Genomic DNA, 24,287 nt, shown 5'->3' with positions numbered 1-24,287 from the left:
AACTTTATTTGCCACGAAATATCAAAAGAGTCTTTCCTATTCTAATTTCATCGAAATCAAATAGGACTTTTGGTCTCAGCAATTTTTTTCCATTTAGAAAAATACCCTGCGAAGAAAGCAAATCATAGAGAATGAAATGCTTTTCGATACTTCGAATCTTTGCATGTTGTGGGCTCACTGAATTGTCCCATATCACAAAATCTGAGGTTTCGCTTCGACCTATTATCGTTTCCGATTGATTGATATTAAATTGTCGGCCCGGACTTGGACCTTCCTTTTGAATCAAAATTGCTCGCTCATAGGCTTCGCCATTCAGCTGAATAGCTAAAGAATTGTGAGATGCTTCTTCCATGCTAGATTCATAATATTCATCATCGAAACTTCTCGAAGTCTGCCCTGAACCTTCTTTTTTACCATACATATGTTCATAAACAGATTCTTCATCTCGACCATTGCCAGATGTCTTTTTATGTGAATCTATTTCTGAAGATCGATTCTTTCTCGATGCTCTAATTCTAGGTAATAAGAAAAGGGCTGTTATGCAGATTAACAGAAAGAATATGGAAGTTGGAAGAAAAATGGAAGGATCACGAAGAGCGTCTTCGAGACGAGTCACTATATTGATTCGGTAGGATGTACTTAAATTTTGTACATTCAAGATTCCAATATCGACTTGGATTGTTTTCTCATCAAAGAGCTGAATTTTTTTTCTAGAGCTGTATTTGATTCGATACGGTGGTTTTTTGTAATGTTGAATATCTTCGAATAGTTTTTTGGTGGAGTTCTTATCTTCTAAGGAATAAAAATTCGCATCCGTATATTCTGTGAGTTTTCTTGTTTCTGAGGAATCGAATCCAAGAATATGAATTGGTATTCCCATTCTTCTGGATTTTTTGGAAAGTTCAATTAGGTTGTCTCGATCTGGAATTTTTCTTGAATGCAATACTATCAACAAAAACGGAGGTTTGCGTTCCGAGACGCTGAGTTTATCTAGCAGAAATGAAATCGATTCCAGAGTTTTGGAATACGTCTCAACAGAAGGCAATATAAAACCCGATTGCAATGAGTCGGTTGATTGATTTGCAAGGAAAAGAAATCTTTTATCTTCTTGGATATGTACAGCTAAGCGATCTTTTTTTTCAATGACGGTTGAAAGAGATAGGACTAAATCGGTGCTCCATTGGTTGATTGCCTTGGAATCCGTTGGTTGGATACTGACAACCAATTGGATCGGTTCAGAGACAGCATCTCGATGAATTTCTAAGTCTATAGGAATTGTTCTGAGTCCATCCATTTCTTCTGCAACCACAAGATTGGAAATTCCTAAATCTGTTTTCATATTCTCACGAATACGGATTTCTATTTCGGGAAATTTTGACTTATCGATACCTTCAAAAATGAAAGTGGGTTTGGATATGACTGCAGATGTATTCAGAAAAAAGAAAATCGTAATGATGAACAATCTTACATGCATGTAAAAACTATACCTAACAAACTACTAAATATTTTCCATAAGCATCTGCGCATATTCAGATTTAAACGAGAATATTTCACCGTATGATCTAATATTCTTTTCGACCATTTTGCCATTTTTGATCACCATAACTTCATCGGCGATTTTATTCATTAATTTTAAATTATGAGTAATCAATATCAAGGTTCTATTTTCTTCTTTAACTGGCCTTAACAATAACTGCATAATTTTTTTGGTTTGGATGGGATCTAAAGCGGTTGTAGGTTCGTCTGCAACAATAATCTCTGCACCTGAAAAATGCACCATTGCAATGCAGATTCTTTGTTTTTCCCCTCCCGACAGACGAGATGGAAGTGAGTCAAAAGCTTGTTCTGGGGACCTAAGTCCAAAATTCTCTAGAATTTCGATAATTCGATCAGGTTTTGCATAGTCATTATTGGTAATCGCAAAGAATTCAATAAGTTGGTCTCCCAATGTTCTATAGGGATGAAAAGCAAGATTTGGATTCTGAGGAATCATTGCAATCTTCTTGCCTCTAAGATTCAACCAATCGCGTTGTTCCCAGACCTTCCAATCAGTTCCTCCAATGTCGAATTTGGAATAATCAATTTTTGAAAGTCTAGGTAAGATTCCGAATAGAGAAAAAGCAAAACTAGTCTTACCACTTCCAGATTCGCCAATCAAAGAATAGATTTTGCCTCGTTCAAAAGTCCAGCTAAAGGAATCCAAAATTTTTGTACCAGTTCGAACAGTGATACTGAGATCCTGAATTTCTAGAATTGGTGCAGGTTTAATCTCAGTTGAGGTCAAATAATTTCTTCTCTATAATAGAACAAAATATATGTCCAATCAGAATATGAGATTCTTGAATTCGTGCAGTCACGGTTGAAGGAACAATGATTTCTCGATTACAGATTCCTTTTATTTTTCCACCATTGCCTCCAAGTAATGCAACGGTAGACATTCCTAGTTCTTGCGCTTTTGCTATAGCTTTGATAACATTATTTGAATTACCAGATGTTGTAATCGCAACCAGACAATCTCCCTTTGCACCAAAGGCTTCTACTTGCCTAGAAAAGATTTCGTCATAACCATAATCATTGCCGCAAGCAGTCAAGACTGCATGATCAGTTCCAAGTGCCATAGCAGGAAGAGCTCTACGATCATTTCCTGATTTATACCGAACAACGAGTTCTGCTGCAATATGTGCTGCATCACAGGAAGATCCTCCATTGCCACAAATCAGAATTCTATTTCCATTCTGTAAGCACTCAGCAAGCAATAGTCCAGCATCTAGAATTCCTTGTTTAGATTCTTGGATGAGTTTTTGTTTTGTTAAGATCGAATCTTCAAAATGTTCTATGACAATATTTTCCATATTAATAATTTTTTTCCTTATCTATCTTTTTTTCAATAAATTCGATAGTCGAAATCAGTTCTGCAATCGCAAGATCAGGTTCGGTCAATGTTTTATTCCTTGAATGTGGATTCCAATCATCCGAGTTTTTTCCTTGATTGAGATAGAAGATTTCATCATGCACAATCTTTTTTTGTTTAATGGTAGCATTTGCAAGATAGAACTTTTCAAATTCTAACCCTAGGCTGATGATTAAGAGTGCTAGTGTATCATGTCGTAAATGCAGTATTAGTTGTTGCTTCCAGATTGTATCCCAAGTAAGTATTCTTGACCAATCTTTTTTGTCTCGGATGTTTTTAGATTCAAAATTTGAATCCATGTCTATATCAGTAAAATCAATTTCTTTATCCCAAAGTTGTAGAAATGAATTTAGATCAGAATGTTCTCTTTGGATTGCGCGATTAAGAATAGATTCGGATACATGAAGAACTCCAGTTGTTTTATGATCTTTTGTTGTGAGAGAATTACCTGTAATTACAACGACTTGATAATCTTTTCCTTCCAATCGATAGATTTTATCATTAGTTTTTTTGATAGTATAATCTTTTCGCTTAATTTCCTCTCCGTTTTTAAGTTTTCTTGTGAGATAAAAATTCGCAAATTTCTTTCGAGCTTTTTCAATTTCGATTGCCATAGTATCTGCGGTTTCAATAAATTTTTCTTCTTCTGGTTCGGCTTTGTGTTTATCTCGTCCAAAAACTGAAAAAATTCGTTGGAACAACGAGCGCTTATTCTTTTTCTTTGCCATAACTTTCTCTTAAGTTGGACGGACGTAACAGACCCTTTCTATCTAATTCATATATTTTTGCAAATTTAAGGAAAGTTGAAAATGATGAAGCAATAGCAATTGTAAAACCTGGAAAGCCATCTAAAAAACCACGCTTGACTATGTAGATCTCAATGAATTTTATAAACGGTTTGATCAAAGTATTTAGCAGTGAAAACTTCTTCCCTTTTTTGAAACGAGTAAAAGACACAATTGATGAAAATTTATTGATTGTATCAATTTGTGCGGATAGATCCGTAAAACTATAATGGATGATGTCTCCTTTCATTTTGAGACCTTGACCTAAGACTTCTAAATAATCGTGGGGGTTCTCTCCGATCCAAGTAGATTGACCTTTTCGGAAAAGTCTATAGCGATGCAAAGGATACCATCCTGAATGGCGAATAAATCTACCCATATGCCAAGTAAGCCTGGCTATTTTATAGCCGTTGATATTAACTGGAGATGGTGTTGATTTCCATTTAAGTATTTCTGTTCTCAATTGGTCATCTATTCTCTCATCTGCATCCAACGACAGTATCCATTCATTCGAACAAAGAGTGATTGCTCTGTTTTTTTGTTCAACATGCCCATCAAAACTATGAACTGAAAATTTTACTTTCGCATATGACTCAGCGATTGATTTTGTATTGTCTTGGCTATGAGAATCGAGAACTATGATTTCATCTGCTACTTCTAAAACCGATTCTATGCAATCAGAAATGTTTTTTTCTTCATTGTATGTTATGATCGCAACAGAAAGTTTGGATGGTACGGACTGTTCCATAGATAGGTTCAGTTTCCCTAACATAGATAAAAATGAAACCAAAAAAGGCTGATTTCTATTCCTTAATCTTCTTCCTCATATTTATTATTAGCTTCCCTCTTTCTGTTTCAATTTCACAGATTAGCTTTATAGTATCGTTTTTATTTTTTATTCCAAGCTGCTGGAGTCATTTTAGAAATTTTAAAAGTTCAGGAAAAAAAGAGAGCGACCCAATTTTTCCTTTAATTTTTTGGCTTGCATTGGGAATTTATGTGAGCATATTCTTTGGCAGTTTGATTCATGGAATCGGAGATTTTTCCATAGTTTTTGGCTTTCTCCGTGGTGAAGTTTCTGATTTTTGGATGACTTTTTCTATTCCGGTTGCTTACTTCCATTATAAAAAAATAGAAAATCGTTCCGTTATCCACAAGGCTATCGGACTGAGTTTTGCCATTATTGTATTCACTGGAATTGTATCAATCTTCACTCCTTATCGTCTTGGTAAATGGATATCTATGGGTTTTGCATATCCTGAAGGAGAGAGACTTCAACATTTTGCGGGAGTCATCGGCGGACACTTCACCTATCTTCCCATTGGTCTTATGAATACTCACCTAACCTATGGTGGAATTTTGGGAATGGGTTATCTCGGATTTGTTTTCTATTGCTTGCATCGATTTTTTGATTTTAGTCCAATAAGAAAAATTATCATTTTCCTCGCATTATTCATTTCCACTTTTGTTGTTTTTTATAATCAAAGTCGGTCTATTTGGATTGGTTGTATATTTACATTATCAATCTATATTGCTTCCATCTTTGTATTCAAAATTTATACTTTCTTCCATCATAGATTTTACGAATCACATAAATTGCATATTCTCTCAGAAGGAAATCAGAATTTACCAAAAGCGATCGAACCCCCCACTCAGATAAATTTCTGGAAAAAGCGATGGGCTCAAATCTTAATAGGAATCGTTTTCCTCGCAAGCATAGTTGTGATGATGAATCTTGCCTGGAGCAAAAACTGGCTGATTCAGAGAGCTCTACAAGATAGCCTCACTCAGAAAACCACAGAAAATCAACGTTATTTTATATGGAAAAATTCTATCCAAGTATTAAAAAGCAATTGGATTCTCGGAGTTGGAAATGCCAATTTTCGCAAAATACATACTATAGAATCCAATCAAATGATAAAGGAACATGAAGAACTATGGTATGAACTATTTATCACACCGAGAGGTCATGCGCATCATGATTTTATGCACTTCTTTATCGTTGGAGGTATATTAACTGCCATTATATGGATATTTTTTTGGTCTCTACTTTGGACATATTTTTATGCATCCATAAAAACATATACTCAGAGTTTTTCTTGGGGCGTATTGGTTTTATTTGCAGCTGGTTTTTTTCAATGTTATCAATTGGATGATGAGGTTGTATTGCCTTTTTATGCTTTGGTTGGAATTTTCATTGGTGGTCGGCAAATTTTTCGACCTTGGCATTTTATTGCAGGATTCATAACTACAATTCTGTTTCTTGTGATGAGTATTGGATATTGGACTTATAGATCGAGCGAAGACCCAGCTCAGATTCATTTAAGAAAAATCACCTATCAGAATCAAGAAAACATACAACTCAATAAAAACCCAGGTTCCATTTACTTGGAAGGTTGCCTTAGTCATTATTTCGGAGATCCTCCAAAAAACCGAGATATTGCGATGAGTATTGGAATTTTTATAGAAAAAAATCAGATTCATTCACCAAAAAAAGCAACCATTACTTTGTATGATCGAGATAGTTTTGATCAAGATCAGCTTTACAAAGCCCATAGTAAGACTCCGATAGTAACTAAATATTTCTCTTTAGAGCAAGGTGAGAATTGGTTTGACTTTCCTGAATCAGTCGTGAAGGAAAAATCGGAAGAATTCCCAGGACAGGTACGGTTTCGAGATTTCGAAATTATTTTCGATGATGGCGATCTGAATCAAAAATTAGAATTGCCGATTCTTTATTTGTCCCCTCTATGCGAAAAAGTGAAAAGCATGTGATAAATTTTTGACAGAATGTAAATTTTTGGGCGGAAAATTTACCTAAATTGTATAATACAATTATATTTAGGAATTATAAATTTATAAATTATTTATTAATCATTGACACAAAAGTTGGCATTTAATTAGGATTGTTCTAAATTTTATATTTGGATAGGTAATTCTTAAATGACATTGATTGCAAAGAAAATTGCTGACTCTCCTCAGTTTCAGGGATTTATAACGGCTGTGATATTAATAGCAGGTGTATTAGTCGGATTGGAGACCGATCATGAACTTGCCGTAGATTGGTCAGTACTTTTACATTTGGCAGATAAGATCATTATTTCGATTTTCGTTATAGAGATTGTAATCAAAATGGCTTCATTTGGTTCTAAGCCATGGCAGTATTTTCTTGATGGATGGAACGTATTTGATTTTATCATTGTTGGAGCAACATTTCTTCCATTGGGTGAAGGTGGACAGTATGTAACCATTCTCCGACTTTTGAGACTTCTCAGGGTTCTTAAGCTTGTCCGAGCGATTCCAAAATTACAGATCTTAGTTGCAGCACTTCTAAAAAGTATTCCATCCATGGGCTATGTTTCCCTTTTGCTTGTCCTACAATTTTATATTTATGGGGTTGCTGCTGTATTTATGTTTGGAGCAAATGATCCAGTTCACTTTAAAAATCTAGCGATATCTATGGTCTCTTTGTTTCGAGCTGTTACCTTAGAAGACTGGACAGACTTGATGTACATTCAAATGTATGGTTGCGAGAATTACGGCTACGGAGGCATTGAGTCCATCTGTACTAATTCTAGCGCTACACCTGTATTAGGCGCCTTTTTCTTTATAAGTTTTGTCCTGACAGGAACAATGGTGATCTTAAATCTATTCATCGGTGTCATTATGAATGGAATGGCAGAAGCGCAGAAGGAAAACGAAGATTTGGATTTTCAAAATGCTTCTGAATCCAATGATCCAAAAGTTCAGTTGCTTCATGAAGTAACAAAAACGAAGGAAGACTTAGCAAAAATGAGCACATTATTTGAAAGGTTGAGTGCAGAATTGAAAAAATAAAGAAAATCTTTCTTTAAATTTCTTTGGCACCATATTTTAGAAGTACAAATCGTAGCAAATCTAATTATCTTTTAAAAAATGGTGCTGCATGATGGGTTTAAACCGCCTTTTATTCATTTACAATAGTAATTCTTTTATCACATAACGTTAACGTGATTGTATATAAAACTATATTCTAAGTTCTAATTTCATCAAAAAAATTTAGACATATAAACCTTTTTAGTAGGTCTTTTTAAAATCTTATAATTTAATTTTTAAGGAATCATTTAGCTAGATTCGTATACAATTTGAGTATTAGTCTATATGGCTTAAAAAAATCTTGGTGATTTTCTTCAAATCTAGATTATATATAGAACTATTTTGAAAAAAATTCCACAGGCTATAGAAGAAACTCATACATAATCGATACATTGAAAGCTAATCGCTACTGGTAATAAATGCGAGAAATGTAAAACTCATTTTGCTCTTCGATAGATTTATCCAGTTTTTTCAATATATTTCGCATTAATGCAGAATATCACAAATCACATAAATTGAATTTATATAACTTTATTGTGATTCAAAATTGAATTAGATTTTTTGGAAAAAAGATAATTGAATTGTTACTAAGCGGGGGGCTTAAGCCCCACCCTTTTACGAAAGACTGCGTGCATCCTGCGAGTGCGATAATCACAACAGAAAACTTCGTGAAATGTGTCCAACTCTTCTTACACTTTGAGTGATCTCCGTGAACTTTGTGATAAAAGTCTTTTCTTCAATGTATGCAAATGAATAAAGTCGCGGGACTCACGTTCGCTTCTTCGTCATCCTGACTCTCAAAGCGATGAATGTCCCAGTCACGTTCATTGAATTTTATATAGATGGAAAATTCTATGATTGGCGGGACTCGCTCAAGACTGCGTGCATCCTGTAAGTGCGATAATCACAACAGAAAACTTAGTACAATATTCCCAACTCTCTCTTACACTTTGAGTGATCTCCGTGAACTTTGTGGTAAATATATTTTCTTAAATCTATGAAGTAGAATAAAGTCGCGGGATTCACGTTCGCTTCTTCGTCATCCTGACTCTCGAAGCGATGAATGTCTCAGTCACATTCATTGAATTTTATATAGATGGAAAATTCTGTGATTTGCGGGACTCGCTCAAGACTGCGTGCATCCTGCACTCCGTCTTTCACCCGTCCCAGCCACCGCTTCATGTAACTAAATAAAAATTGTTTTCCAGTTTGAAATGAAGTGCGGGACTCACGTTCGCTTCTTCGTCATCCTGACTCTCGAAGCTCCGTCCGTCCCAGCCACCGCTTCGGGCTTCCTTCCCTCAGTCCGATTGCTTACGCTCCCTTGGGTCGCTACAATCGGATCGGTGTCTGGTCGTTCTCGTCCCTTTTGGGATGACAGTTTAGTTTGATTTGAATGCGTTAGGTGTTAGACCATGTCTAAACTATTTACCTGGAGCGGGACTCGAACCCGCACGGGATTTCTCCCACAGGATTTTAAGTCCTGTGTGTCTACCATTCCACCATCCAGGCGTAACGAATACCGAGGCGTCGCCGGGATTCGAACCCGGGATCAAGCTTTTGCAGAGCCATGCCTTAGCCACTTGGCCACGACGCCCTGTGCATAATGGTAGGATTTTATAGAGTCATTCAGAGTCAATGGAATTTTGGTCAAACCACTATTCCCATTCAATCGTGCCAGGTGGTTTGTTGGTCAGGTCAAAAAACACATCCGAAATTCCCGATATTGAGCGAATCGAATGTTTCATTTTGTTCAGGACTGCACGATCCATTCTATAGAAATTTGCGGTCATTGCTTCATTGCTCTCAACTGGTCTGAGTACGATTGAAAACTGATCAACCTCACGTCCACAAGGCACCATCACAACTGGCATCTGCCAGATTTCATTATGAATGTTTCGATTGTGTAAAATAGAAAAGACAGTCGAGTCCGCCTCTCGCAGTAAATCAGAAAGTTCCCGATTGAGATGCAATTCAGTAAATAAGTATTTTACTGGTAAATTGATTTCTCCTGGTAAAAACACCACTCGATTAATACTTCGAAATTTGTTAGTCGCATCCGTTGCGATCTTATCTAATAGCTCCCAGTCTTCAGTAAAGTCATTCAGAACCAAACAATTGGCATAAGTTCTCTGATCACCTTGCACACCGACTGATGGAAAAGGCAAAAGCCTAGTTTGGATTTTTGAATTAAATTTTTGAAGGTATGATTGAATTTCATTCTCAAGGTTTGCTTCAATATCTTTTTTCGTTGCAATCATTCTTACGACAAGTCCTGGTCCAGGAAATGGATGCCTTTCGGTCCATTCGGATGGAAGTCCAAGTTTTGTTCCGAGTTCTCGAACTTCATCTTTGTATAAATCACGTAAAGGTTCGATGATCTCACCCGATTCAATTAAGGCTTGGATTGCGGGAACTCGATTGTGATGAGTTTTTATCTTGTGAGAATGCTTTGTTCCACCGCTTTCAATAGTATCTGGATAGATCGTTCCCTGGCCAAGTAGCCATTCTTTTGGATTGAGGTTGAGTTCGGATACAGCACGTGCTTGCGCATCCAGGAATAAATTTCCAACGATCATTCTTTTTTCCTCAGGATCGACTTTGCCAACCAATGCATTGTAAAAAGCTTCAGATTCATCTCGAACTGTTAAATCAAAACCAAGTTTTTTTAAATTGAGTTTTAAATCCGTCACTTCATTTTTTCTCATAAAGCCGGTGTCAACTAGCAAGCCGCGCACACGATCAGCTCCTAAAGCTTTAGCTAGCAATAGATATGCTACAGTTGAATCAACTCCTCCAGATACCAAGAGGAAAACTTTTCTTTCAGGACTCACATGTTCTTGGATTATTTTTATTTCTCGCTCTATGAATTGATCAACACTCCAAGAATGTTCCACCGAACAAATCCGAATAAAATTGCTCAATAAGATATTTCCATGTGTTGTATGGGTCACTTCGGGATGGAATTGTATTCCGTAAATTTTTCTTTTGTCATCGCCAACAAAAGCAAACTCACAAGAATCACTTGATCCATAAACTTCAAATCCTTCAGGAAGTTTGCGAACTTCATCACCATGACTCATCCAAACTTTTTCTAGATTGGAAAGTCCTCGAGATATTTCATATTTTTTAGGATTTTTGATTTCGATATTAGCTGGACCATACTCTGCATTTCCCGAGTTCTCAACTTTTCCACCCATTAGAAGAGTTGATAATTGATGTCCGTAGCAGATTCCAAGAACGGGGATTCCTAAATTCAAAATTTCGGGATCAATTTTTGGAGAATCCTTCTCATAAACAGATGATGGTCCGCCTGAGAATATGATTCCTGCGTAGTTTTTGAATTGTTCTATTGAGTCTTCGTTGGAAAGGATCTCAGTATAAGCCCCTAGCCTTCGAACTCGAGATGCAATGAGATGGGCATATTGGCCCCCGAAATCTACAACGGCAATTTTTTTATCACTTTCCACGATGCTTGCCAAATTATTTTTGGAATTCTAGGGGTAAAGCAATGACTGAAAAAAATCTATCGAGTTATGAAGGAAGACAAACTCATATTCCCGACTTAGAAACCCCGAAAATTGAAGTTTTTGAGAATGTCTATAAAGGTCGCGACTATTCCATCGAGTTTACGATTCCTGAATTCACAGCTATTTGTCCTAAGACCGGACTTCCTGACTTCGGAATCATAGAAGTAACATATTCTCCAAATGAAAATTGTATTGAACTCAAAAGTTTAAAAGAGTATATATTAGCCTTTCGTAACATTGGAATTTTTCATGAAAATGTCGTGAACAAATTAGTTGAAGATCTCATTTCAGCAAGTAAACCCAATTACCTAAAGGTTCGTGGGAATTTCAATCCACGTGGTGGAATCAAAACTGTTGTAACCCGAGAGTACAAGAAATAGAATGGAACATTTTATTGGCTATTTCGCAGCAATTTTAACTACCGTATCTTTTCTTCCCCAAGTATTAAGAGTTGTTGTAACGAAAAGAACTCGTGATATTTCGCGAAATATGTATCTAGTTCTGAGTGTTGGAGTATTCCTTTGGTTAGTGTATGGATTTCTAAAATCAGACCTTCCGATCATTCTAGCCAATTCAATTACACTTTTGTTTACAATCACCATTCTAGTTTTTAAAATCACTTCTAAAGAAGAAATTGAGTGAGATCTAAGTATTGACCACGAAATGTCCAATAAAAGGATAGCAGATAGAGACAAGGAGGAATCTGAATGTCAAAAATAGCCTATGTCGATAAAGACAATTGCACATCTTGTAATATGTGTGCTGATAATCTTCCGAAGTATTTCCAAATGGATGCAGATGATATTTCCGAGACGCATATCAACGGAGAAAATATCAACAATGCAGCAATTGATGAGATGGATGTAAAAGAAGTGCAAAAAGAAATGGACGAGTGTCCAGGCGAATGCATCCACTGGAAAAAATAAACTGCTCTATTGTTTAGGACAGGACAATTTCAACCAGTTACATGAAACTTTAAATACATCCTTGACCGACGTCATTGAAATGTTGTCCCCATCACCGTTTACCTTCTCGCTAGGATTACCGTAAAAAAAAGCAATAGTATCCATTTGCTCAAAATTTGAAGGAAATCCATGTGTATGTATTCCTTTTTCACTTGTTGAAAAATATTTATCATCCCAAGATGAACTCAAAAAAACAGACTTATTGGATTCCAAGAATGCGAGAGCCTTCGGATGGGAGTTCCTTTTTCTATCCAAAAAAGCATCTCCGTTAGAATAGAACTTTGTGGTCGGACATGTCTTTTGAAGTCTTGTATTCAAATCCATCAAATCAATATTCGGCAATTCTGTTTTCGAATATTGTGGATTAGATATTAGATAAGCAAGTCCGCCAGAACTTTTAAAATAATAGAACCAATCTTTTTTGTTCGGATTCAGCATTCCCATATCAATCAGATGTCGATTGGGTCTACAGATTCGTGTTGCCGTATGAAATCCATGATCGCTAACAATGATTAATCCCAAGTCTTTACGATTGTATAGATCGATGGAATCAATCAGTTCCCCAAGATATGTGTCCGTTGCTTTGAGTCGAGCAAGTGCTTCTGGAGAATATGGTCCTTTCCAATGATGAAATGAATCCACATCGGTTGAGTAGATCAATAGTAAATTAGGATTTTTATCTTTAAATATTTGTAATCCCGTTCGAATTTTTGCATCATCTTTTGTTATCTCGGATACGGGAATTCCAACTGTTGTTTTCATTTCCATAAATAATTCAGGTGTTGACAATTGACTTAGAAGATTCCAATCTTCTTCTGTCTTCGTTCTCCAAATCTGAGGTATGTTCCAATCCGTAAAGCGACCAACCGATACTGGCCAAAAAACAGAAGCAGTCGAAAGTCCTATATCCTTCGCATAATCAACGATTGTTTTGGATTTATTATCCGCTCGATACCAAAGCCATGCCCCATCTTCTATATTGTAAGGATCTATAGGAGTATTACCCTCGATACCATGAATTCCAGGATCAACTCCAGTTATCATTGATGTATGTGCCGGATAGGTCAAACTAGGATCTACTGTTTTTACACGTCCTCCCACTGAATTCGAAAAGAATTTTTTTAGATTGGGCAACGAATCCATAACATAAGTGGATTTCAGGTAATAGGCAGGGAATCCATCAATCGACAAAATGATTAATTTTCTAGATTCCAGGGAATCATTTCTTGTTAATGATGTTTCGGCAGTGGTGGTATTGAGGTTGATCCCTACAGTGAAAGAAAGAATGATGATTAGGAAAAAACAAGATTTGATAGTTAAACTTGCATATTCAAAAGATCTAATATTCCTGCTCCGATCTCGTTGAACCAAGAAGTTCATCCGGTATTTCTTCGATAAACTCACCAATCTGAACAGCTAGTCGATTGCCGACCTTACCTGGAGTAGCTTTAAATTTAGAGCGATCTCCCACTCTTACTGTAAGTTCGGATTTGGTTGGAGTATTTTCTAGTTTTACAACATCTCCAACTGTAAGACTTAAGAGATCATTCATATTGATATCTACACTGCCGACTTCTGTAATCAAAGGAACTTTCACACCATCTAAACGTTCTTGGATAACTGCTTTGTTCTCATCCGTATCTCCACGACGAATCGATGAATACCAATACTGAGCTGAGAGTTTATTGATAATAGGTTCAATGGTAATATAAGGAATACAAAGGTTCGTCATCCCTTCCACTTCCCCTACTTTCGTTTCCAAAGTAATCAATACCACCATGTCATTGGGAGGAACTACTTGGGCAAATTGTGGATTGGTTTCTATCGCACCAAGTCTTGGCCGTAAGTCAATAACAGTTGACCAAGATTCTCTTAAGTTCCCGAGAATTCTTACAATAATCCCTTCCATTACACTCATTTCGATATCGGAAAGTTCTCTGGTGATCTTGGCTGATTCGCCCTTACCACCAAACAAACGGTCAATGATTGTAAATGAGATAGACGGATCGATTTCTAGGATTGCAGATCCTTTGAGTGGATCCATGTTGATTACACCCAAAGTAGTTGGGTTGGGAATTGATCGAATGAATTCTTCGTATGTTAACTGATCCACCGACGCAACGTGGACCTGAACCAGTGCTCGCAACTGAGCCGAAAGTCCAGTTGTTGCTAAACGAGCAAAGGTCTCATGCATCATTTGCAGAGTTCTGATTTGGTCTTTTGAGAATTTATCAGGACGTTTAAAATCGTAGATCTTTACTTTTTTTTGCTCACCGACAGAAGAATATTCTTCTTCGCTAACTTCTCCACTGGAGATAGCCGAGAGCAGTGCGTCAATTTCATCTTGCGAAAGTATTTCTGTCATTTTCTAACCCTTACCACAACATTGTGAATTTTCCACAGTGATGCAGTGGACTCTAATTCTCTTTTTAACGTATACTCATATTCATATCTAGTCGGAATTCGTTCTTCGATCCTTTCCACAAAAACACGAACTTTAGATTCATTTTTGTTTCGATGATCAACACCAGTGATTTTGAAATACTTCAATTTACCGGATGGCAAAGTTGTTAGGTATTTTCTGAATTCATTTACAACCAATTCACGATCTCTCGCATCAGAATTTAAATATTCACCCGCAAACTGATCATAGGCAAGTATAAAATCTTCAAATTCAATCCATTTAAAATAATTGCTCCAATTCTTTTTGGACTCAGCACCTAAGAATAGAAAAATCGCTTCTTCTGGTGAAATACCACCCGCACTTCCAGCATAGGAATTCTCAGTGAAAGTATTGATGCTTGGCTCTTCTCTTCTTTTGTCATAAAAGAATGAAACTGTATTTTCGGTTCTCAGAAAACTAAGAGTTCCTTCCGATTGGTTTCCCGCAAGTAAGCTATTTTTTTTGCTTTCAGTTGCGTTCGGATAGAAGTAGCCTATAACATTGTATTTATGACCAGGAATTAGATTGAAATTTTCTTGCAAATGTATACGAAAAGCAAAGGTTTCACCTGGATTTAAGGAAATTTCTTTCGATTCATCACCTTTTAAATTGGTGATTGTGTTTCGATTTTGTTGATTTTTGTCTTTTTGGTATTTTGGATTCCAAGGATTTAGTGCAGGCTCAATATTGTCTTCGATGAGTCGATTGTTCTCATCTCTAATTTGCAATTGAAAACTCTCTCTCCAGTTCATCGCAGGAAAGATTCGCACTACTTCTTTTCCGGTATTGAAAATTGTAAAATTCAAGGGAATATCATCTGTTTCTTTGAAAGATATAGATGGTAGATTAAGTTTTGCCTGAACCTGAAGATGTGTAAAATTTTCAGTATAATTTCCACGAGCATCACGATCTGGAAATGCATGCATAGGTGCATATATTAGGTAAATTATGAACAGGACATAAGAAGAATGTTTCTTCATCTTGATTTTATTTTCGGACAAAATTCAATAAAAAGCTAAATAAATTTTAGGAAACTTTCTTAGTAACTTCTTCTATTATCAAGTCTGATATGCGAATCAATCTCTGGAACGGATCTCGCAATTTCTGGTATCCATAAAAAGTTTCCCGATGTTTATCCAAATGAGGTTCAAGCAAGGTTGTAGTTTTATTGGAAATTACCAATTTTTCTAGTTCAGAATCTGTCAATGCTTCCAAATGCTCTTCTGCAACAAAACGATTCAATTCCTTGATAATTCCCTCGTCTGTAAGATCATTGATTTCGAAAATTTTTTCTAATTTCAGAATATAATCCGTTAGAGTTTGTTTGATTTTTGCTTCATCATCGGTCGGTCTGCGATGCGCTGTTAGATCGCCTAGTTTTTCATAGCGATCCATTGCTTGATTGTATAGATTGGATACGTATTTTCGCTCTTTTAAGATTTGAGCAAGGAATTCCAGTAGACCTTTAAGATCGTCAGGGTATTTTTCCATAATACCCACTTCGTCCAAAAATCCTTTACCCGCGATTTCGGTCTCGGGCAGATCACTGATAAACTGTAGGATTCCTTCAAGCGAGCCTCCTTGAGTATAGGCTTGAATGAGATCTATTCCCGCTCTATATTGGATCATTGCGTAGGATTTTCCCTTCTATCGAGAATTAAAACCTTCTGAATGATCGTATTACCATTTCCTGAAGTTATAATATTATCTAATATTTCTGATCCATTGACCAACTGCCCAAATACAGTATGCAATCCATTTAAATGAGGAGTATCAACTTGGTTGATAAAAAACTGTGAACCGTTTGTATTCGGTCCTGCGTTCGCCATTGCAAGTGAACCTTTTATTGCCTTTTTGCTTTCCAGCTTTTCGTTGTATCGATAGCCTACTCTATGCAATACTTCTAATGCGCTCAATTCACCGGCTTTTTGAAATGCTTCTTCGATTTCTTTTCTTTTCTGATCAAATTCTTCTCGACTTTGAATATTGAGTTCTTGGATAACCATTCTTTGGAATTGGCTCTGATATTCTGGAGCATCCTTGATTTTTATGGAATCTAGTCCTAAGGCTTTACCATTGATTTCGTCTTCAAATTTATAACCAGGTCCACCTGTTCCATCGCCCCTTGGACAACCGCCCTGAGCCATGAAATTATCAATCACTCTATGGAAACTCAATCCATCATAAAATGGTTTCTTTTCTTTTCCTTTATCGCTATAGTATTCCTTTTCTCCTTGGGCAAGATCAATAAAATTTTGAACAGTCTTCGGTGCTTCTTTATGGAAAAGTTCTAAAATAAGATTGCCTTTGTTTGTTACAAAAACAGCATAGATGGCGGCTTTTTCAGGAAGAGTGAGTTTTGTCTGATCAACTCTTTTTACTTCTACATTTACCGGTTTGTATGCCACAGGTTCATACTTCGATTGGGCAAAAACATTTTCTTTACAGGCTAAACCAAGAGAACCAACCAAACTGAGTAAACTAACAATTCCAATAAAATTAAACTTAACCATTTTTCCTTATTTCCTTATTTCTTATCTTTTTGACTCTATTATTTAGTTCAACCAACTTCTTTTCTGCTTGAGTAAGTTGTTCTTTCTGCCTTCGGAGCGCTGTTCCTCCAGGAACATCCTTTTTGTCTGCCGACTTAGAGAGTGATATCGCTTCGAAGTAATTGGGATCAGTTAAATGATCCGATATATTTTTTCTTAATTCCAAATCAATTGTGAAGAGATCTTTCTGATTTTTCACGCATTCTGATACTAGTCTTCCAACAATTTCATGAGCTTCTCGAAAAGGAACTTTTTTCTGAGAGACTAACCAATCTGCTAAATCGGTAGCTGTCGCAAATCCACGGTTAAGAGATGATTCAATGGAATCTGATCTAAATTCCATACCCTCTACCATTTCGCGAATACCTTCTATACTCAGAGAAAGATGTTTCATAGTTTGAAAAATGGGCGGTTTGTCTTCTTGGAAATCTCTATTGTAGGTAAGCGGAGTTCCTTTTACTAGACTAAGTAAGGACATGAGATTCCCAATAACTATTCCAGACTTACCACGAATCAATTCGGCTACATCTGGATTTTTTTTCTGAGGCATTATAGATGAACCTGATGTTAAGCGATCCGGAAGCCTAATATATGAAAATTCAGTGGAAGAATAGATTATCAATTCTTCACAAAATCTAGATGCATGTATCATGAATTGACTTGCGGCAAACATAAATTGAAACAAATGATCCCTCTGTCCGACCGCATCCATCGAGTTCTCAGAAATCCTTGCGAGTCCTAGTTCTTTTTGTAAGAATTTTCGATCTGTATTGTAATTTACCCCAGCAAGTGCGCCCGATCCAAGAACAAGAACATCAGCTTCTTCTTTAGCTTGCAAAAAACATTGTAAATCCCTAGAAAATGCCCAGAAGTAAGCAAGTAGATAATGTGAAGCTCTAATTGGCTGCGCTATCTGAAGATGAGTATAACCAGGAAATAATATATTTATTGATGCTTTTGCCTTTGAATGAAAAGCCCTAAGCAATGATAACATTGAATCATTGATTAGATCCAAGTTGTCTTTTAGGTATAATCTAACATCTTGCGATACTTGGTCATTTCTGGACCTTGCAGTGTGAAGTTTCTTGCCTGCATCTCCAATAATATGAGTCAATCGAGACTCAATATGCATATGAATATCTTCTAGTGACTCGGTGAAGATAAAGTTTCCTGATTCGATTTCTTTCTCAATGGTTGCCATACCTTTTTCGATTGAAGCTAATTCTTTTGCATTGATGACGCCAATTTTGTTTAGCATTTTTGCGTGAGCTATACTACCTCGAATATCTTGTTTGTATAAAACTTTATCAAAGCTAATAGATTCTCCAATCCTTTCCATAATTCCAGATTGCGCTTCTTCAAATCTGCCACCCCATAATTTTTTGGATTCAATATGGGATATGGGTTCTTTTTGTTTATTTTTGGGAATTTTCATAATACCTTTCTTGTTCTTCTTGCCATCTCTTGATTTTTTGGAAAGTTTCTGGATCTATTATTGCTTTAGAATGTAATAATTTATAGGAAGCTGGAGGCATTGCATCTTCTTCTACTTCTTCCACTATTTCGAAAGCTAGAGTTGACCTTTTTTTTGCTGAGTAAGATTTCCATTTGGAAAAATTGAGACTTTCTCGCCCCTCACTAACATGGTCTTGTAAATATAAATTAACCGGAAACATATATCCGTAAATAGGAATATCTGTATTATTCGAATGACAGTCATAACATGATCTTTCAAAAATTTCTTGAACTTGATCGTAACTCTTTTGAATAAATTCGAGCTCGGATGATTCTAAAGAAATTGATTCTTCATCCAGAGAGTTTATGGTCATATCTTGAGAATCCCACCTAGTGAAATAAGATAATACTATCCAGACCAAAATTCCAATTCCAAAATATTTCCATCGACCAATCACGGATTCAAATTTTTCAAAAACAGATTTACCTGCAATAGATTATTTTCTGCTTGATATCCTTGCATCAATCTGTAATTTTATCTCAATTATGGATTTACTGAGCCCTGAATATTTACCTTGGATTTGGATTGCTGCTGGTGTTTTGCTTATGGTTTCTGAATTTGTTGTCCCGGGAATGTTCGTGATCTTTATTGGATTTGGAGCCATAGTTACAGGACTTATAAGCCTAATCATACCGATTGGAATGACCGAGAAATTGGTAATTTTAACCGTCACTTCCATAGTTTCTATTCTTGTCGGATCAGCTTTTATAAAAAATATATTTCCATCTACAATCACTAAGAATGACTTAATCAAAGATGATTTTCGCAATGAAATTGTACCAGTCATTTCTGATATAATGGTAAATCAGAAAGGAGGAAGAGTCAAATTCCAAGGAACGGAATGGGATGCAATGTCTCAGACTGTCAGAATTCCGAAAGGCGAGCGAGTTCGAATCATTTCAAGAGACAACCTCACCTTTTATGTTGAGCAGCTCGATTGATTCACCTTGTATTATCTTTTATTTGAATCTTCTAAAAAAATTCTTTCTTTTTAAACCCAATCTTATTACCCTTTGAGAGATTTTAGTTTCATACGGAGGTAATTATGTTCATATTCACGATATTTTTTATTGTCGTGATTTTTTTCATTGTTAAGACATTTATTGTAGTACCACAACAATATGTCTATATTAAGGAACGCTTGGGTGTGCCCATTGCTAATCTGGAGGCTGGTTTCCACTTCCTCATTCCTATTATTGAAAAAGTCAAATACAGGCAAATACTAAAAGAAGTAGCGATTGATGTCAGACCTCAAGTCTGTACAACCAAAGATAACGTGCAAGTTGAAGTGGATGGAATTTTATATCTCCAAGTCATCGATCCTTATAAAGCATCATATGGAATTGACAATTTTCATCTTGCGACCGAGCAGCTTGCTCAGACAACGCTTCGTTCCGAGATTGGAAGGCTTATGCTCAATCAAACTTTTTCAGAACGTGATACAATCAATTCGAATATTGTAAAACAGATAGATGAAGCAACAGATCCTTGGGGAATCAAAGTAAATCGATACGAAATTCGAAATATCCAACCGCCGAAAACAATCATCCTTGAGATGGAAAATCAAATGAAAGCGGAAAGAGAGCGTAGAGCTGAGATCATCACTTCCGAAGGTGAGAGAGAAGCAAGAATCAATAGATCTATGGGTGAGAGGCAAGAGGCGATCAACTTATCAGAAGGTGATAAAATGAAACTTGTGAACGAAGCGAATGGTAAGGCTCAAGAAATTGAACTCATTGCTGAAGCTACATCCAATGGTTTGAGATCGATTGCTGATGCAATTAGTAAACCTGGCGGAAGGCAGGCAGTCCAATTGCAGATCACTCAAGAATACCTTGCAGGACTTGGAAATATATTTACTAAATCCAAGACAACTATTTTGCCAGAATCACTAGCGAATATTAAGGGAGTCTTTGAAGGAATATCCAAAGTAACTTCTACATTCCCAGGTGATAGCGGTTCGCAATCAACAATCATTAACGAACCTAAGAGAAAAGGATAATAATAATGGATGAACTAACACTAATATTTTGGGTTCCTTTCTTGATTTATGTTGCATTCAAGTTGTATAAATCGGTTAGGATTGTATCCGCACAAGAAGTCATAATCGTAGAAAGATTTGGTAAATACAAAAAATCCCTTAGGGCGGGATTCCATTTACTAACTCCTTTTATTGAAATCGATGCATACTATCACACTTTGAAAGAACAGGCAATCGACGTGCATCCTCAGACTTGTATCACAAAAGACAACGTTGTTGTAAAAGTAGATGGAGTCTTATACATGGTTGTCATTGATCCAGTTAAGGCAAGTTATGGTATTGAAGACTATCGTTTCGCTGCAATACAGCTTGCTCAGACAACCATGAGAGCTGTTATCGGAACTATGGATCTTGACAAAACTTTCGAAGAAAGGTCTGAGATCAACCGTAGAATTGTAGATGCGATTGACGACGTATCTGAAAGATGGGGCGTGCGTATCAACCGCTATGAAATCGTGAATATTGCACCACCTGCTTCTGTTATGGAATCAATGGAAAAGGAAAAGCGTGCTCAGATCAATAAAGAAGCGCAGATTTCTCTTTCACGAGGAGATCAAGAATCAAGGATCAACCGTTCCGTTGGTTTAAAAGAAGAATTGATCAATAAATCTGAAGGTGAGAAACAAAAGAGAATCAATGAGGCTGAAGGTAAAGCACAAGAAATTGAAGCTTTAGCGACTTCAACAGCAATTGGAATCGCAAAAGTTGCTGATGCTTTGCAAGCAACAGGTGGAATTGAAGCGATGAAGCTTAGAATTTCACAAGATTTGATCAATCAGTTTACTAAATTAGGAAAAGATAATACAGAAGTAGTTCTTCCTGTAGATCTAACTAATTTCACAACGACTTTGGACAACTTATTGGGAATCAAAAGAAATAATTGATTTACTAAAAGCTCAAACATTAAGTCTTTAAAAAAGAAAAGCCTGGCAACTAAAACCAGGCTTTTCTTGTAATAGGACAGGACATCATCCAATCCAATTAGATTTTAAAATTTATTTTATAAACGACTAATAGAAATATCCACTTCCTATGATTGCCCGCTCTTCCATTGGAACAAGTTTTGGATTGCTATGCCAAGAATTACTTGAAGTGACTGGCTTCATGTCTTTTCTTTCCATAGCTTTACCCTCAAGTTCGAGAGGAGAGTCTCCCAAGACAATCGAATCAACCAATTTATCAAAGTTAGTATCAATTTCTGCGCGGTTGGACCAAATAAAGATATCAGCGAAGCCATCTTGATTAGAATCGATTTCTGTTCGAACCGGTTTTTTCGCAAAACTATAGTAGACAGTTGTCTCGAAGTATCCGTCTTTATTAGAATCTTTCATAACCATCGAAATGAAATCATTAGGAAGAAACCAACGTATCGTATCAATGCTTCCATCATTATTGGAATCTGACTCTTCATAGACTTTCACTGGTTCATTGATTTTAGATTCGGATGACCTTCGGTTTGTCGAACCAACCCAAATAAATTCATCGGATTTTCGATCTCCATTTTTATCAATTTCTTGATAAACAATTCGTTTATTACCCTTTGATAAAAGATAATAACCGAAAGAGTCATTTTCACCATTTCCAGAAGTATCGATCCCAAGCATTTTCATTGAAGTTCCAAGTGGCAATTCTTCATTGTTGGAATTGCAATTGAATATAAAGAATGCGAGAATGCATCCTAATCCAGAGATTATAATTTTATTTTTCATACAGAGATAGAATTCTGTATGATCCAACCTCAGATCAAGCTATAATCTTTCTGTTGGATCTAAAATTTGCGTGATCTGAACACCGTAATAATCGTCCAGAACAATCAATTTTCCACGACCTATCGGCTTGCCATTTGCGAGAACATCGAGTTCTTCTCCGACATTTTTGTCCAATTCTACAATCGTTCCCTCAGATAACTGTAAAACATCTTTGATGAACATATTTGTTCTCCCGAGTTCGACTGTGAGAGAAAGTGTTACGTCTAAAAGTAAATTTAAGTTAGCAGTGTTACCACCTCCACCAGATTGAGCCCGAGATTGAGCTCTCGGTGGTGGTGCAGAAGGAGTTGCAGATGGTCCTAATGCTGCTGCAATATCTGCAAACGAAGGTCCACCGTCAGAGTCACCAGACCCGCCCCCGCCTCCACCAACCAGAGCATCCAAATCAGCTAGTGCATCTTTTCCGGAACCAGACGTATCCCCGCCACCGAGGAGCGCGTCGATATCTTCTTGTGATAATGAACCTTCACCCATATTTCATTATTCGACCATTTTGATCTAACTTCACAAGAAAAAATCGCTTTCCATATAGATAATCCAGCTTATATTTGGGACATAAATCCTTATGCCTGTCGAACCAAAAGAAATTGATTTTCTAACCTGCAAAGAAACTCTTATTCGAGAATTTTCGAACCATCCACTCGTTTCTGGCAAAACAATTCCTTTTCCTGAAGTGATTCTCGAGAGGAATGAAACAAAAGTTAAATTTAGAATCCAAAACATAGACAAAGAGAAAATACTAGATTCTCTCCAAATACTAAAAAATCATATTGAGAATATTCGAATACACACAATAGATTCGCGCTATTTTTGTTTTCAGGCTCTGAATGAGAATCTATTTGATACCAAAAATTTAACAGACAACCTTAAGATTCGCTTTTCCATCGGAAAAATTGAAATGGAGATTGAGGCAACAAAGCGTGGGAATTACAAAGAAAACGAGATACTTGCAATTCTCGATCTCTTTAAATTTTTCAATCAAGATCTTACTAAAAAACAAATCAATCCGAATGAAGTTCTCAGAAGTCTTGGGATCGAAGTTTTTGATCCAAAAGAAGCCAAAATCAAAGGAAAAGAAATCAACTTTGATCATATATTTGGATATGAAGAAATCAAGCGAGAAATTCTGGAAACTGTCATCATGCCTCTGCAGAATCCATCAGCCTTCGCAGAAGTATCGAAACTTACGAGGAAATTTCCGACATCAAACAGACCAAGGGCAATTCTATTCGAAGGAGAACCAGGAGTTGGCAAAACTACATTATCCAAAGCGATTTCTTGCCAATGCGGAATTCCGATGATCTATGTACCGATTGAATCCATAATGAGCAAATACTTTGGCGAAAGTGCCCAGAATCTGGCATTAATTTTTGATGCTGCTCAACTTTTTCCTCAGTCACTGGTATTTCTTGATGAGATAGATTCTTTGGCTGGAAGAAGAGAAGATGGTATGTTTGAAGCAACAAGGACTATGCTTTCTGTTCTGCTACGAAAATTGGATGGATTTGAAGGTAGACCAGGTTCTGTTACCATCGGTGCAACAAACAGAAAGCAAGATCTTGATTCAGCCTTGCTATCCAGATTTGACAAATCGATCTATGTTCCCCTTCCCAATGCCTCTGAAAGGTCTGCTATTTTGGAAGGATTTGCTATGCATTTGAGTGAGCCGATTAGACGAAAGATATCCGAAAAACTCGATGGACTATCTGGAAGAAAATTAAAAGATTACTGCGATTACGTTGAACGGAAGTGGGCAACCATTCTAATTGAAAAAAAACTACCTCCTAGTGCTCCTGATCCCGAAATGTATTGGCAAATAGCGAATGAATTCAACCCTATGAATTGAGGCTTCTTTTTTTTCGGTACTATAAATTTCGATTTGTTAAATCCGATAATAGGAATGAGGATATATCTATTTTG

24 protein-coding genes and 2 tRNA genes are annotated in these 24,287 nt (G+C 36.5%); 9 read left to right on the top strand and 17 right to left on the bottom strand.

The features are described from left to right. Positions 1-4: 4 nt before the first annotated feature. From O4O04_RS11170 to O4O04_RS11150, 5 genes are read right to left on the bottom strand one after another with little or no spacing between them, the layout of a single operon-like run. Entirely contained in the window at positions 5-1,474 is a 1,470-nt protein-coding gene (locus O4O04_RS11170; protein ID WP_272531760.1) for an FHA domain-containing protein, read from the bottom strand. 24 nt (positions 1,475-1,498) lie between these two features. Continuing rightward, on the bottom strand, positions 1,499-2,284 hold the full coding sequence (locus tag O4O04_RS11165; protein WP_272531759.1) for an ATP-binding cassette domain-containing protein: 786 nt from the start codon (positions 2,282-2,284) through the stop codon (positions 1,499-1,501). After that, positions 2,271-2,858: a D-sedoheptulose 7-phosphate isomerase gene (locus O4O04_RS11160; protein WP_272536078.1), complete on the bottom strand. Its 588-nt coding sequence runs from the start codon at positions 2,856-2,858 to the stop codon at positions 2,271-2,273. Before O4O04_RS11160 ends, O4O04_RS11165 begins: the two co-directional genes overlap by 14 nt. Further along, on the bottom strand, positions 2,854-3,639 hold the full coding sequence (locus tag O4O04_RS11155) for a hypothetical protein (protein ID WP_272531758.1): 786 nt from the start codon (positions 3,637-3,639) through the stop codon (positions 2,854-2,856). The genes O4O04_RS11160 and O4O04_RS11155 overlap by 5 nt, the downstream gene beginning before the upstream one ends. Further along, the gene (locus O4O04_RS11150) at positions 3,620-4,444 is read right to left on the bottom strand and encodes a glycosyltransferase family 2 protein (RefSeq protein WP_336297479.1); all 825 of its coding nucleotides are present in this window, start codon (positions 4,442-4,444) and stop codon (positions 3,620-3,622) included. Before O4O04_RS11150 ends, O4O04_RS11155 begins: the two co-directional genes overlap by 20 nt. Before the next feature lie 251 nt (positions 4,445-4,695). Between O4O04_RS11150 and O4O04_RS11145 the strand changes: the two genes are divergently transcribed. Both O4O04_RS11145 and O4O04_RS11140 read left to right on the top strand, forming a co-directional pair. After that, entirely contained in the window at positions 4,696-6,471 is a 1,776-nt protein-coding gene (locus tag O4O04_RS11145) for an O-antigen ligase family protein (RefSeq protein ID WP_272531757.1), read from the top strand. 168 nt (positions 6,472-6,639) lie between these two features. After that, positions 6,640-7,533 carry an ion transporter gene (locus O4O04_RS11140; protein WP_272531755.1) on the top strand — a complete coding sequence of 298 codons (894 nt, stop codon included), beginning with the start codon at positions 6,640-6,642 and terminating at the stop codon, positions 7,531-7,533. 1,447 nt (positions 7,534-8,980) lie between these two features. On the opposite strand, the gene O4O04_RS11135 is transcribed toward O4O04_RS11140, so the two are convergent. The 3 genes from O4O04_RS11135 to guaA form a co-directional block, all read right to left on the bottom strand. Continuing rightward, a tRNA-Leu gene (locus O4O04_RS11135) sits at positions 8,981-9,063 on the bottom strand. A gap of 13 nt (positions 9,064-9,076) precedes the next feature. Further along, positions 9,077-9,148, bottom strand: a tRNA-Cys gene (locus O4O04_RS11130). A gap of 61 nt (positions 9,149-9,209) precedes the next feature. Continuing rightward, complete coding sequence (gene guaA / locus O4O04_RS11125; RefSeq protein WP_272531754.1) at positions 9,210-11,021, bottom strand: glutamine-hydrolyzing GMP synthase; 1,812 nt, start codon at positions 11,019-11,021, stop codon at positions 9,210-9,212. A 41-nt stretch (positions 11,022-11,062) separates the two neighbouring features. Here guaA and queF point away from each other — a divergent pair, with 41 nt between their 5' ends. The 3 genes from queF to O4O04_RS11110 all read left to right on the top strand — a co-directional run bounded on the left by queF (position 11,063) and on the right by O4O04_RS11110 (position 12,007). Next, the gene (gene queF / locus O4O04_RS11120; RefSeq protein ID WP_272531753.1) at positions 11,063-11,461 is read left to right on the top strand and encodes a preQ(1) synthase; all 399 of its coding nucleotides are present in this window, start codon (positions 11,063-11,065) and stop codon (positions 11,459-11,461) included. Position 11,462: 1 nt separating this feature from the next. Continuing rightward, entirely contained in the window at positions 11,463-11,723 is a 261-nt protein-coding gene (locus tag O4O04_RS11115) for a SemiSWEET transporter (protein ID WP_272531752.1), read from the top strand. A gap of 65 nt (positions 11,724-11,788) precedes the next feature. Then, positions 11,789-12,007 carry a ferredoxin gene (locus O4O04_RS11110; protein ID WP_272531751.1) on the top strand — a complete coding sequence of 73 codons (219 nt, stop codon included), beginning with the start codon at positions 11,789-11,791 and terminating at the stop codon, positions 12,005-12,007. 6 nt (positions 12,008-12,013) lie between these two features. Here the strand turns inward: O4O04_RS11110 and O4O04_RS11105 are convergent, their stop codons facing one another. Genes O4O04_RS11105 through O4O04_RS11075 form a run of 7 tightly spaced genes read right to left on the bottom strand, consistent with a single transcriptional unit; the run spans position 12,014 to position 18,870 of the window. Beyond that, the gene (locus O4O04_RS11105; protein ID WP_272531750.1) at positions 12,014-13,426 is read right to left on the bottom strand and encodes an alkaline phosphatase family protein; all 1,413 of its coding nucleotides are present in this window, start codon (positions 13,424-13,426) and stop codon (positions 12,014-12,016) included. Next, entirely contained in the window at positions 13,386-14,411 is a 1,026-nt protein-coding gene (gene fliM, locus O4O04_RS11100; RefSeq protein WP_272531749.1) for a flagellar motor switch protein FliM, read from the bottom strand. Before fliM ends, O4O04_RS11105 begins: the two co-directional genes overlap by 41 nt. Then, positions 14,408-15,469: a hypothetical protein gene (locus O4O04_RS11095; RefSeq protein ID WP_272531748.1), complete on the bottom strand. Its 1,062-nt coding sequence runs from the start codon at positions 15,467-15,469 to the stop codon at positions 14,408-14,410. Before O4O04_RS11095 ends, fliM begins: the two co-directional genes overlap by 4 nt. A 46-nt stretch (positions 15,470-15,515) precedes the next feature. Continuing rightward, positions 15,516-16,118: a hypothetical protein gene (locus O4O04_RS11090; RefSeq protein WP_272531747.1), complete on the bottom strand. Its 603-nt coding sequence runs from the start codon at positions 16,116-16,118 to the stop codon at positions 15,516-15,518. Then, entirely contained in the window at positions 16,115-17,002 is an 888-nt protein-coding gene (locus O4O04_RS11085; RefSeq protein ID WP_272531746.1) for a peptidylprolyl isomerase, read from the bottom strand. Before O4O04_RS11085 ends, O4O04_RS11090 begins: the two co-directional genes overlap by 4 nt. Beyond that, the gene (gene argH / locus O4O04_RS11080; protein ID WP_272531745.1) at positions 16,995-18,476 is read right to left on the bottom strand and encodes an argininosuccinate lyase; all 1,482 of its coding nucleotides are present in this window, start codon (positions 18,474-18,476) and stop codon (positions 16,995-16,997) included. Before argH ends, O4O04_RS11085 begins: the two co-directional genes overlap by 8 nt. Continuing rightward, complete coding sequence (locus O4O04_RS11075; RefSeq protein ID WP_272531744.1) at positions 18,457-18,870, bottom strand: heme-binding domain-containing protein; 414 nt, start codon at positions 18,868-18,870, stop codon at positions 18,457-18,459. The genes argH and O4O04_RS11075 overlap by 20 nt, the downstream gene beginning before the upstream one ends. Positions 18,871-19,042: 172 nt before the next feature. Here O4O04_RS11075 and O4O04_RS11070 point away from each other — a divergent pair, with 172 nt between their 5' ends. The 3 genes from O4O04_RS11070 to O4O04_RS11060 all read left to right on the top strand — a co-directional run bounded on the left by O4O04_RS11070 (position 19,043) and on the right by O4O04_RS11060 (position 21,482). Then, complete coding sequence (locus tag O4O04_RS11070) at positions 19,043-19,498, top strand: NfeD family protein (protein WP_272531743.1); 456 nt, start codon at positions 19,043-19,045, stop codon at positions 19,496-19,498. Positions 19,499-19,602: 104 nt separating this feature from the next. Further along, positions 19,603-20,559 (top strand): SPFH domain-containing protein, encoded by a 957-nt coding sequence (locus O4O04_RS11065; RefSeq protein WP_272531742.1) that lies wholly within the window; start codon positions 19,603-19,605, stop codon positions 20,557-20,559. A gap of 5 nt (positions 20,560-20,564) precedes the next feature. Then, positions 20,565-21,482, top strand: a complete 918-nt coding sequence (locus O4O04_RS11060; protein ID WP_272531741.1) for an SPFH domain-containing protein — start codon at positions 20,565-20,567, stop codon at positions 21,480-21,482. A gap of 126 nt (positions 21,483-21,608) precedes the next feature. Here O4O04_RS11060 and O4O04_RS11055 read toward each other — a convergent pair whose 3' ends face one another. Next, complete coding sequence (locus O4O04_RS11055) at positions 21,609-22,307, bottom strand: hypothetical protein (protein WP_272531740.1); 699 nt, start codon at positions 22,305-22,307, stop codon at positions 21,609-21,611. A 39-nt stretch (positions 22,308-22,346) separates the two neighbouring features. After that, positions 22,347-22,841 (bottom strand): flagellar motor switch protein FliN, encoded by a 495-nt coding sequence (gene fliN, locus O4O04_RS11050; protein ID WP_272531739.1) that lies wholly within the window; start codon positions 22,839-22,841, stop codon positions 22,347-22,349. 91 nt (positions 22,842-22,932) lie between these two features. Between fliN and O4O04_RS11045 the strand changes: the two genes are divergently transcribed. Then, positions 22,933-24,213, top strand: coding sequence for an AAA family ATPase (locus O4O04_RS11045; protein ID WP_272531737.1), 1,281 nt, complete (start codon positions 22,933-22,935; stop codon positions 24,211-24,213). Positions 24,214-24,287 lie beyond the last annotated feature (74 nt).

It is taken from the genome of Leptospira sp. GIMC2001, from assembly GCF_028462125.1.
In the GTDB taxonomy this organism is placed as follows: domain Bacteria; phylum Spirochaetota; class Leptospiria; order Leptospirales; family Leptospiraceae.
Note: the sequence above shows the minus strand (reverse complement) of the source record. Positions and strands in the feature narration are given on the sequence as shown.